Here is a 10,628-nt window from a genome sequence, read left to right as displayed (position 1 = left end):
AGATTAAAAAAAATCAACTTATGAAAACAAATTCTGCTATAATACTTCTGTTATTAGTAATGGTGTCTGGTTTTGCACAACAAGATTCACAATACACACATTATATGTATAATACTGTTAATATAAATCCTGCTTATGCGGGCAATCGAGGGGTGACGAGTATCTTTGGTTTGCATCGTACACAGTGGGTAGGATTAGACGGAGCTCCTACAACAAATGCTTTTTCTATAAATACACCTCTTCCTAATTCGAGATTAGGAGTTGGACTTTCATTTGTAAATGATAAAATTGGTGCAGGAGATCAAAATAATATATCAGTTGATCTTTCTTATACAATTCCTACTTCTGAGTATCATGATTTATCTTTTGGTATTAAAGGTTCGGCTGATTTATTGAATGTGGATTATACAAAATTAACCCGTTACAATACCGGTAATCAGGCATTTAAAAATAATATTGATAATGAGTTTTCACCAAATATAGGTGCGGGAGTTTATTTTCATTCTGATAAAATGTATGTGGGTTTTTCGGTTCCCAATTTCTTAGCAGTAAGGCATTTTGATGATAACGTATCTGCTACTGTTCAACAACGATTACATTATTATTTGATGGGAGGCTATGTTTTTGAAGTAAGTCCTTCAGTTAAGTTAAAGCCAAGTGTTTTAACTAAAATGGTGTCAGGAGCTCCTTTACAAGTTGATTTATCTGCTAATGTATTGTTGCAGGATAAATTTACTATGGGACTTTCATATCGATGGAGTGCTGCAATTACCGCTATCGCTGGAATTCAAATTTCGGATGGACTGTTAGTGGGTTACAGTTATGATTTTGATACAACCACTCTAGAAAACTATAATTCAGGTTCTCATGAGATATTCTTAAGGTTTGAATTGTTTAATATTCAAAGGAGAATTGTAACACCAAGATTTTTCTAATAAGAACATAATGAAATAACGGTTTAAGGATTTTGAGTTAGTACAAATGTGATTTAAAATAAATTTATACCTATGAAAAAGTATTGTTTATCAATAGTATTGTTCGTTTTTTCAGTGTTAAAACTTTCTGCGCAGCTAAATTTTAAAACAGAAAAAGCGACTAAAGAGTATGACCGTTATGCTTATGTAGATGCCATCAAGACTTATGATCGAATGTATGATAGAGGATACAAGTCATCAGACATGTTATTGAAGTTGGCAAACGCGTATTATTTTAATGGGGATTTGGAAAATGCAGCCAAGTACTATAGAGAGTTATTTGAAATGAACGCAGTGGTTACTCCAGAATGCTGTTATCGTTATGCACAGTCTTTGAAATCAATTAAAGAATACGAGAAAGCAGATGAAATGATGGCTAGATTTAATAGAGAAAATGGAAATGATTTAAGAGCTCAATTGTCTGCTAATCAAAAAAATTATCTTGAAATTATCAAAAAAAATTCGGGGCGATATACAATTGAAAATGCAGGAATTAATTCTAAATATTCTGATTATGGGAGTGCATTGTATAAGGATAAATTAATTTTTACTACTGCCCGTGATACAATGAATTTTATAAAACGTAAGGATCCTTGGACGGGCGAAGCCTTTACTAATTTGTATCAATCTACCATAGATGCTGATGGTACTTTAAAAAAGGAAAGCAGAGCTTTTACTAACTTAAATACAAAGTTTCATGAGTCGACTCCTGTTTTTACTAAAGATGGGAAAACGGTTTATTTTACCCGTAATAATTATAATAATGGAAAACGAGGTAAAGATGGAAAGCAAACTACTTTGCTGAAGATTTACAAAGCTACTTTGAATGGTGAAAAATGGGAAAATATATCCGAATTGCCATTTAATAGTGATGATTATTGTGCGGCGCATCCAGCACTTAGCTTTGATGAAAAGACCTTGTATTTTGCTTCTAATATGCCGGGAACATTGGGACAGTCTGATCTTTATAAAGTAAAAATTAATGATGACGGAACTTATGGAAATCCTGAAAATTTAGGAAAAGTGATTAATACTGAAGGAAGAGAAACTTTTCCTTTTATAACAGTGAAAAACGAACTGTATTTTGCTTCAGATGGGCATCCAGGATTAGGTGGTTTAGATGTTTTTGTTACTAAAATTGCTCAGGATGGCTTATCTAAAGAAGTTTTAAATGTGGGAGAACCGTTAAATAGTTCTAAGGATGATTTTGGGTTGTTGATTAATCCGAATACAAGAATGGGATATGTAACTTCCAACAGAGAAGGAGGTTTAGGAGGTGATGATATCTATAAGTTTATAGAAAACCGAGCTATCGAATATCCTTGTGAGCAGTTTTTAATGGGTAAAGTTACTGATGTAGAAACAAATCAATTGATTGCTAATGCTAAAGTGAGTTTGTTTGATAGCAGTTTTCAAATATTAAAATCGGTTACTACGGGTGAGAAAGGTGATTTTGATTTTGGAGAAGTAAAATGTGACGCTAAATATTACATTAAAACAGAAAAAGAAGCTTACAATACCGATGAAGTTTCTACAACAATTGCTGCTGACAACGGTAAAACTTTTGTGCCGGTTACTATTGAAAAAACCTTGAAAAAAATAACTGTAGGTGATGATATTGCTAAAGTTTTTGGGATAAAAATTATCTATTTTGATTTAAATAAATCGGATATCCGAACTGATGCGGCCTTAGAATTGTCCAAAATTCTGGATGTGATGCTGCAAAATCCAAAAATTAAAATTGATATTCGTTCGCATACTGATAGTCGAAATACGGCTATGTATAATTTGAAATTGTCAGAACAAAGAGCCACTTCAACTAAGGCATGGTTGATTCAAAACGGAATTGATGCTTCCCGTTTGTCGGCAAAAGGTTATGGAGAATCTCAATTAGTAAACAAATGTCCTGATGGCGTAGAATGTACCGAAGAAGAACATCAGGCTAATAGACGAAGTGAATTTGTGATTATTTCTATTAATGATTAGTTAGTTAGGTTTTTTTTATTTCGTTATCCTACGAACGGGGGTTATGTAGGATAGCACATTAGACACACTAATTGGCCTTTTTGGGTCAGTTAGTGTTTGTCTTTTTTATATAAAAACATTAAAAATTTCATTCCAATTGTTACTGGATTTTATTTCAGAAAGTCCTTTGTAATTATCGATTTCATCTAAGTTTTCAATGCAAAAATTATCCTGAGTTGCAAAAGGAACAAGGCCTTCCTTTTTTAATTTTTTGGCTAAGTATAATTGCTCATATTGCCCAGGAGTAGGGATAAAGAAGGCTTTTTTGTTTAGTTTGGCCAAATCCATAATCGAGGTGTATCCTGAACGGCAAAGAATAATATTGCTTTCATTTAGCGCTTGTTCCAGCTGACGGCTGTGCATAAAATTATAAAAAGTAACGTTTTCTGTTTGTTCCTTTTTTTGTTCTTTTTCTATAATTCCCTTTATAAAAAGTACATTTCCGTTGTAGTGAAGAATTTCTTTTTTAAGTTTTTCTTCCAGCATACTACGTTGTGGTTCTGGTCCTGAAAGCAGAATCATTAAGTCGTATTTCTTCTCTGTTTTTTTATAATGCATACGACTCAATGGACCAATGTATCTGATGTTTAAATCATGATTTTTCAAATGACTTAATTCGCCGGCTAAATTTAGTTCGCCTTCATTGTCCGGGACCCAACATTCAGTATATTTTTTGATAATATTTTGATGTAAAATACTGCTTAGCCAGGTAGTGTTTCCTGTCATGACATTGAGCTGATGTGTGATAAATACCGAAGGTACTTTTTTACTGAAAACTCCAAGTCGGTTGTCAGAAATGATACCGTCGATATCGTGTTTTTTAATCCATTTTTTGACTAATTTTTTTTCCTCTAAAATGGCCTCAATAATTTTAGGACAATTTTTTAAAAGTTTCCATTTGAAATATCTTCCGTTTTTGGCATATTCTATTTCGTAGGAAGGTAATTCAAGAAATTTTAAATAGGGAAATTCTTTTTTTAATAAGTCCAAAGCATTGCCATCGGAAGCAATAATAGGAATGAAGTTGTTCTCTTGTAAGGCTTTAATAATAGGTATACAACGGGTAGCATGTCCCAGGCCCCAGTTTAACGGAGCTACCAGGATGGTTTTGCTTGGTGTATTTAAATTCATAGTTTAATCATTTTTGATAAAAATACTTAAACAAAGTTTTTGTAAACAGACTTATTAATTATCAAACTATTAAGTTATTATTTCCTAATCTAATAATTTTAAAATGATTTGGTAATAAAAAAGACACTGCTAAGCAACAGTGTCTTTTTGATGAAGTTATAGTAAAAAAAGATTAACTTTCTTTAGTAACAATTTGCATAGTTTCAGTACCTAATTGTTTTAATAATACTGTTTTTCCTTCTACTACTGTTTGTGCTGCAGCATCGTTAAAGTGTCTGATGGTGTACAAAGTAACATTTTCGTTGTAACCTACTTTGAATTTTTTAGACAAAATAGCTAGTAAATCTTTGAAGTTGCCAAATTTGTCTTCAACACATACAGAAAAGCTAATTGCTGAGTTCTGAATTAAGTTTACCTTAATTTTGAATTCGTGGAATAAACCAAAAATCTCACTGATGTTTTCTTCCATGATGAATGAAAAATCAATAGAAGAAAGAGAGATTAATAATTGCTCTCTTTTTACAATAAAACAAGGCATGAAAGGCTCTAGAGTAGCTCCTTTACTTACAACAGTTCCTTTTAATAAAGGATTGATGAATGATTTTACGTGTAAAGGAATTTCCTTTTTTTGTAATGGTTGTAAAGTTTTTGGGTGAATAACCGTTGCTCCGTAAAATGCTAATTCGATTGCTTCACGGTAAGATATTTGGTTTAACAAACTTGCGTTTTCAAAATATCTTGGGTCGGCATTCATAACTCCCGGAACGTCTTTCCAGATAGTAACGCTTTCCGCATTTAAGCAATAAGCAAAAATAGCAGCAGTATAATCAGAACCTTCACGACCTAAAGTAGTAGTAAAGTTATTTTCGTCAGAACCTAAGAATCCCTGAGTAATGTTTAAACTTTTCGTTTTGATGTTTTTAGAAATGTTGCTTTGAGTCAATTCCCAATCCACTTCTGCATCACGATAATTGTTGTTTGTTTTGATATAATTACGCACATCAATCCACTGTGTTTCAATTCCCATGAAATTCATATAATAACTCAAAACAGTAGTCGAAATAATTTCTCCCATACTTACAATTTGATCGTAAACAAAGTTGTAGTTAGGTGATTTATTATGTGCTAAGAAATATTCTAAGTCAGAGAAATGTTCATTAACACCGGCAAAAACTGCGTGGTTTTCGTCTTCAAATAAATCTAATAAGATTTGGTTATGGTATTTTTTAATTTCCTGTACAGATGCATTAAGCTCAGGAGATTTATCAAAATAATTTTTGATTACTACTTCTAAGGCATTAGTTGTTTTTCCCATTGCTGAAACAACTAATAATACATCTTCATAACCTGCTTTTTGTAAAACGTCATATACGTTTCTTATCCCAGCTGCATCTTTAACCGATGCACCACCAAATTTAAATACTTTCATTTCAAATTAAGATTTTAGACTTAAGAATTCAGATTTAAACTGAAAAGTTAAAGTCATTATTATATGTTTTTACTTTTTAATTTCTTTTCTATAAAATTAGCAATTCCGGCTTCATCCATTTGAGCAACATGCCATTCTTTTAATACTTTAGCTCCGGTTTTTTCATAAAAATCAATGGCTGGTGTGTTCCAGTTAAGTACATTCCAATCTATTCTTTTTACCTTGTCTCTTTGAGCTTGTTTGATAATTTCAGAGTATAAAGCATAACCCACTCCTTTGCCTCTCATGTTATTTTTTACTATCAAATCTTCCAGGTGGATAATTTTTCCTTTCCAAGTCGAATATCGGTAATAAAAAAATGCAATTCCTACAATTTCTGAATTTATTTCGGCAACAAAAACATGAAATAACGGTTGGTTTCCAAAACCATCTCTAATCAAATCCTCTTCTGTTACGATAACAGCATCAGGCTCTTTTTCAAATTCTGCCAGTTCCTGAATTAGTTTAAGAACCGCCTTCATGTCTTCTTTTTCACCTGCTCTAATATTCATAGATTCTTATTTTTTGGTTTAAAATTTAACAATATGGCTTTCCTTAAAACTGTTAGCTTGCTAATTATTAGCAAATATACAATACTGTAAAACTAAGTAAGTTTTATTCTATCATTATCACAAAAAAAACGATATTTGTTACCTCAAATACAATTATAACGATTTCGTAAATGGAAGAAAAAGCAACTACCTTAGGAGAGTTTATTATTGACAACCAAAAATCATTTCAATATTCGTCAGGAGAATTATCCCGAATTATCAATTCAATACGCCTTGCGGCAAAAGTTGTAAGCTATAAAGTAAATAAAGCTGGATTAGTTGATATTACAGGTGCGGCAGGAGAAACTAATATTCAGGGTGAGGATCAACAAAAATTAGATGTTTACGCTAATGAAGTTTTTATTCAAACTTTAAAAAATCGTGAAATAGTTTGCGGAATTGCTTCTGAAGAAAATGATGAGTTTATTACAGTAGAAGGAAAAGATAAAAGCCATAAAAATAAATATGTGGTTTTGATGGATCCTTTAGATGGGTCTTCTAATATTGATGTAAATGTTTCTGTTGGAACTGTTTTTTCGGTTTATAGAAGAGTTACTCCCGTAGGGACGCCTGTAACTCTTGATGATTTTTTACAGCCAGGAACTATGCAAGTGGCAGCGGGTTATGTGATTTATGGAACGTCAACGATGCTTGTTTATACAACTGGTGATGGTGTAAATGGTTTTACTTTAAATCCTGCTATAGGTACCTTTTACTTGTCGCATCCTAATATGAAATTTTCTCCGGATGGTGCTATTTATTCAATAAATGAAGGACATTATTTGCAGTTTCCTCAAGGAGTGAAAGATTATATCAAATATTGTCAGGCCGAAGAAGGTGATAGACCTTATACTTCCAGATATATAGGAAGTTTAGTTTCAGATATTCACAGAAACATGATTAAAGGAGGAATTTATATTTACCCAACAAGTTCTAAAGCACCTAAAGGGAAATTAAGATTGCTTTACGAATGTAATCCAATGGCCTTTATTGCAGAGCAGGCAGGAGGGAAAGCGTCAGACGGATTTAGAAGAATTATGGAAATTAAACCAACCGAATTGCACGAGCGTGTGCCGTTTTTCTGCGGTAGCTATAATATGGTGGCTAAAGCAGAAGAGTTTATGCTTAAGGCAAGTAAATAATTTGAATTAAAATTTTTAATAAATGAAAAAAGCTCTTGAATTTAAAAATTAAGAGCTTTTTTTAGTATTTGTTTACCGTGAAATTATTTATGCATGTTTTGCATTTCGTAAGCAAAAGTGTCAAAATCTACTTTTTTGTCTACTAAAGATAAAGCTTTTGCAACAATGTAGTTAACGTTACTTGGTGTAAATCCTAATCCAATAGCGATTTTCTTTAAAACGGTTTCTTGTTTGTCTCCTAATTGATGATCAACATGTACCATTCTTGCTAAATCGTATAAACGCTCCAGTCTTTGAGAATATAAATAAGGCGGGTTGATTGGGTGAATGGATGGGTTTTCAAGAATTTCTTCATATTCTGAACTTGAAATTTCTAGTTGTGTAGCTAATTTATCCAAGAAGTTTTTTTCTTCCGTTGAGACAATACCATCAGCTAAAGCAACGCGAACGATCGCAGAAAAATGACCTTTATTTCTTTGTTTAAACTCGCTATCAAATAAATCTGAAAATGACATAATAATTGTTTTTTTGTTAGACAAATATAATTCAAATTTTAAATTATTAATTTTCTTTTGGATTTTATTTGATGTAAAATCTATTTTAAAATGAAATTATTCACAATGAATTGAGGAGTTTCAAAATTAATTGTAAGTTTACGTCCCCTATCAATAAATTACACCTATGATGTCCCAATTTTTAATCTATTTTCAGTTAGGATTAAAACATATTCTAAATATTTATTCCTACGATCATATTCTTTTTTTAGTAGCATTGGTGATTCCGCTTTCTTTTAAGGATTGGAAACGAATATTGCTTTTGGTTACTTCGTTTACAATAGGACATACGGTAGCATTGTTGCTAACTTTATATGGGATAATTGCGGTTAAAGTAACCGTGGTTGAATTGTTAATTCCTATTACTGTTTTAATTGTGGCTTTGTTTCATTTGTTTACAGCGGGAAAATCAGGTAAAAAGGAAAGCCTTAATCTCATTTTTTTTATTACACTTTTCTTTGGGATTATTCATGGCTTAGGTTTTTTAAATTATTTTAAAAATATACATAAGGGAGCTTCGGTTTCAAAATTATTAGCGATATTAGAATCGTCATTAGGAATTGAAGCAGCTCAGTTAGTTGTCATTTTGGTAGTTTTGATTTTGTCATATATTGTGCAAACTGTTTTTAGATTTTCTAAAAGAGATTGGGCATTAGTGATGTCAGCATTTATTATTGGAGTAGTTTTACCAATTATTTTGGGAAATGAAATTTGGATAAGATAGAATATGGAACAAAAAAAATTAAATAAATACGATAAGGCTTATCTTAGAATTGCTAAGGAATGGGGGCAATTGTCTTATTGTAAACGCAAACAGGTAGGAGCAATTATAGTAAAAGACCGAATGATTATTTCTGACGGATATAATGGTACACCTACAGGATTTGATAATTGTTGCGAAGATGAAGAAGGTTTAACAAGATGGGATGTTTTGCATGCCGAGGCTAATGCTATTCTAAAAGTAGCGCGTTCAACTCAATCTTGTGAAGGCGCTACTTTGTATATTACGCTTTCTCCTTGTAAAGAATGCAGTAAATTAATACATCAATCCGGTATTAAACGAGTAGTATATCAAAATGGTTATCGTGATGATTCAGGGATTCAATTTTTGAAAAAAGCCGGAGTAATTGTAGATCATATTCAGGATTTAGAAGAATAAAGTGAAAATAAATTATAAATACCTGCCTATTTATATTAGTATTATCCTGTCTATTGGAATACTTATAGGTGGTTTTTTGAATTTTTCAAGTCAAAATCAGTTTTTGAATGCTAATAATTCGAAAGCAAAACTCAATCAATTAATTGATTTTATTAATAATGAATATGTTGATGAGTTAGACACCGATTCCATTGTTAATCGAACGGTGGATAATATTTTGTCCCAATTAGATCCGCACTCCGTTTATATTCCTCCAAGCGAACAGGCTGAGGTAGCTGAAAATATGAAAGGGGATTTTGTGGGTGTTGGCATTCGTTTTTATCTCTATAAAGATACCGTTGCAGTTGTTGAGTCAATCGCTAACGGACCCTCAGCAAAAGCTGGAATAAAAGCCGGTGATCGAATTTTGTATGCAGATCATGTGAAGTTATTTGGACGAAAATTACCAACCGATTCTTTGTTTTCAAAGTTTAAAGGTGCCGAAGGTTCGCAGGTGCTTCTTACTGTTTATAGAAAATCTGAAAATAGAAAAATAAATTTCACCATTACAAGAGGTGTTGTTCCTTTGAAAAGTGTTGATGTTGGTTTGATGTTAAATCCAACTATGGCTTATATCAAAATCAATCGTTTTGCTGAAACTACTTATGAAGAGTTTAAGTCTAATTTGGTTCGATTACAAAAACAGGGAGCTAAATCGTTAGTAATTGATCTTCGGGATAATGGTGGGGGGTACATGGAAGAAGCAATTGAAATTGCCGATGAATTATTGGCTGACAGAAAATTAATTGTTTTTACTAAAAACAAAAAAGGTAAAGTTGATAAAACCTATGCAACAGCAAAAGGTAGTTTTGAAAGCGGGAATTTATTTATTTTAATCAATGAAAATACTGCTTCGGCGAGCGAGATTCTGGCTGGCGCTGTTCAGGATAACGATAGAGGAACAATTGTAGGTCGTCGTTCTTTTGGGAAAGGTTTGGTGCAACGCGAAATGGATTTCGAGGATGGTTCAGCAGTACGATTAACGGTTGCGCGCTATTATACTCCTACTGGTAGGTCAATTCAAAAACCCTATGTAAAAGGGGAAGAGCAATATTTTAAAGAATCTGAAGCCCGATTTAAAAACGGTGAATTATACGATAAAGAATGTATTGAAGTTGATGATAGCTTGAAATTTAAAACGCCAAAGGGAAAGATTGTTTACGGCGGCGGTGGAATTGTTCCGGATATTTTTGTGCCCATTGAGTTTCCTGATGCTGATGAGGCCACCTTATACTTAATGGAATCTGGAGTTGTAGGTAATTTTGTTTTTGAACAATTGGATAAAAAAAGAAACACATTCAAGGCGCTTACTTTAGGTCAATTTTTAAATAAAATGAATGTTACCGATGACTATTTTAATGCGTTTGATACTTTTTTGTCTAAGCATATACAGGGGGTTCAGTTGAAAAAGGGTAAACTGGTTGTTAAAAGATATTTAAATGCTGAATTTGTGAAACAATTGTACGGTGAAAAGGCTTTTTATGACATTTTGTTAAAGGATGACGTGATGATTAAGAGGGTTTTAAATAAAAAATAGGTGTAAATTTTAAAACCATTAAGAAATTAAGAAAGTTTAGCTGCAACG

The 10,628-nt window shown here is 32.3% G+C and carries 10 protein-coding genes; 6 read left to right on the top strand and 4 right to left on the bottom strand.

Translation table 11 applies throughout. The features are described from left to right. Positions 1 to 20: 20 nt before the first annotated feature. Together AAEO59_RS01240 and AAEO59_RS01235 are read left to right on the top strand one after the other, a co-directional pair. Complete coding sequence (locus AAEO59_RS01240) at positions 21 to 935, top strand: PorP/SprF family type IX secretion system membrane protein (RefSeq protein WP_341698938.1); 915 nt, start codon at positions 21 to 23, stop codon at positions 933 to 935. A 72-nt stretch (positions 936 to 1,007) separates the two neighbouring features. After that, on the top strand, positions 1,008 to 2,960 hold the full coding sequence (locus AAEO59_RS01235; protein WP_341698937.1) for an OmpA family protein: 1,953 nt from the start codon (positions 1,008 to 1,010) through the stop codon (positions 2,958 to 2,960). Between the two features lie 105 nt (positions 2,961 to 3,065). Here AAEO59_RS01235 and AAEO59_RS01230 read toward each other — a convergent pair whose 3' ends face one another. The 3 genes from AAEO59_RS01230 to AAEO59_RS01220 form a co-directional block, all read right to left on the bottom strand. Beyond that, on the bottom strand, positions 3,066 to 4,130 hold the full coding sequence (locus AAEO59_RS01230; protein WP_341698936.1) for a glycosyltransferase: 1,065 nt from the start codon (positions 4,128 to 4,130) through the stop codon (positions 3,066 to 3,068). Positions 4,131 to 4,302: 172 nt separating this feature from the next. Continuing rightward, complete coding sequence (locus AAEO59_RS01225; RefSeq protein ID WP_341698935.1) at positions 4,303 to 5,559, bottom strand: aspartate kinase; 1,257 nt, start codon at positions 5,557 to 5,559, stop codon at positions 4,303 to 4,305. A gap of 59 nt (positions 5,560 to 5,618) precedes the next feature. Continuing rightward, a complete protein-coding gene (locus AAEO59_RS01220; RefSeq protein ID WP_341698934.1) occupies positions 5,619 to 6,110 on the bottom strand; it encodes a GNAT family N-acetyltransferase in 492 nt (163 codons plus the stop codon). Positions 6,111 to 6,280: 170 nt separating this feature from the next. Here AAEO59_RS01220 and fbp point away from each other — a divergent pair, with 170 nt between their 5' ends. After that, a complete protein-coding gene (gene fbp / locus AAEO59_RS01215; RefSeq protein ID WP_341698933.1) occupies positions 6,281 to 7,291 on the top strand; it encodes a class 1 fructose-bisphosphatase in 1,011 nt (336 codons plus the stop codon). Between the two features lie 83 nt (positions 7,292 to 7,374). Here fbp and AAEO59_RS01210 read toward each other — a convergent pair whose 3' ends face one another. Next, the gene (locus tag AAEO59_RS01210) at positions 7,375 to 7,806 is read right to left on the bottom strand and encodes a TerB family tellurite resistance protein (RefSeq protein ID WP_341698932.1); all 432 of its coding nucleotides are present in this window, start codon (positions 7,804 to 7,806) and stop codon (positions 7,375 to 7,377) included. Positions 7,807 to 7,975: 169 nt separating this feature from the next. Here AAEO59_RS01210 and AAEO59_RS01205 point away from each other — a divergent pair, with 169 nt between their 5' ends. From AAEO59_RS01205 to AAEO59_RS01195, 3 genes are read left to right on the top strand one after another with little or no spacing between them, the layout of a single operon-like run. Then, positions 7,976 to 8,569 carry a HupE/UreJ family protein gene (locus AAEO59_RS01205; protein ID WP_341698957.1) on the top strand — a complete coding sequence of 198 codons (594 nt, stop codon included), beginning with the start codon at positions 7,976 to 7,978 and terminating at the stop codon, positions 8,567 to 8,569. Positions 8,570 to 8,572: 3 nt separating this feature from the next. After that, on the top strand, positions 8,573 to 9,004 hold the full coding sequence (locus AAEO59_RS01200; RefSeq protein WP_341698931.1) for a deoxycytidylate deaminase: 432 nt from the start codon (positions 8,573 to 8,575) through the stop codon (positions 9,002 to 9,004). Between the two features lies 1 nt (position 9,005). Continuing rightward, the gene (locus AAEO59_RS01195) at positions 9,006 to 10,580 is read left to right on the top strand and encodes a S41 family peptidase (protein WP_341698930.1); all 1,575 of its coding nucleotides are present in this window, start codon (positions 9,006 to 9,008) and stop codon (positions 10,578 to 10,580) included. Positions 10,581 to 10,628 lie beyond the last annotated feature (48 nt).

Source organism: Flavobacterium flavipallidum (genome assembly GCF_038289905.1).
GTDB classification, from domain to species: Bacteria; Bacteroidota; Bacteroidia; order Flavobacteriales; family Flavobacteriaceae; genus Flavobacterium; species Flavobacterium flavipallidum.
Note: the sequence above shows the minus strand (reverse complement) of the source record. Positions and strands in the feature narration are given on the sequence as shown.